This is a genomic window from Rhizobium sp. RHZ01, from assembly GCF_014851595.1.
Classification (GTDB): domain Bacteria; phylum Pseudomonadota; class Alphaproteobacteria; order Rhizobiales; family Rhizobiaceae; genus Rhizobium; species Rhizobium altiplani.
Genome location: NZ_JACUZZ010000108.1, coordinates 1 through 464 on the forward strand (window position 1 = coordinate 1; position 464 = coordinate 464).

Here is a 464-nt window from a genome sequence, read left to right on the forward strand (position 1 = left end):
GCCATATTGCGAGCGCACCTCTCCTTCTTTCCCTCTTTTTTTTTCTTTTCTCCCCTTCTTTCTCCTTCCTCCCCCCTTTCCCCCCCCCCCCCCCCCTTCCTCTCCCTCCTCCCTTTTTTTCCCCCTTTCCTTTTCTCCCCTTTTTTCCCTTTTCTTCCCTCCTCCCTTCCCCCTCCCCCCTTTCTCCCCTTTCCCTCCTTCCTTTCTCTTCTTTCTTCCCTTCCTTTCTTTTTTTTTTTTCTCCCTCTCTTCTCTTTCCTTTTCCCCTCCTCTCCCCTCTTCCCTCTTTCTCCTTCTCCTTTTCTCCTCCCTCTCTTTTCCCTTTTCTTTCTCTTCCTCCTTTCTTTTTCCCCTCCTTCTCCTCCTTCCTTCTCTCCCTTTCTCTTCTCCCCCTCTTCCTCTTCCTCCTCTCTCCTCCTTTTCTCTCTCTTTTTTCTCCTTCTCCTTCCCCCCCCCCCTCTCTC

Annotated in this window: 1 protein-coding gene; it reads right to left on the minus strand. The window is 51.3% G+C overall.

The genetic code is table 11. From position 1 onward, the window contains the following. Positions 1–464 (minus strand): hypothetical protein (locus IB248_RS32455; RefSeq protein WP_192242255.1); only part of this gene is annotated, 464 nt, incomplete at both ends.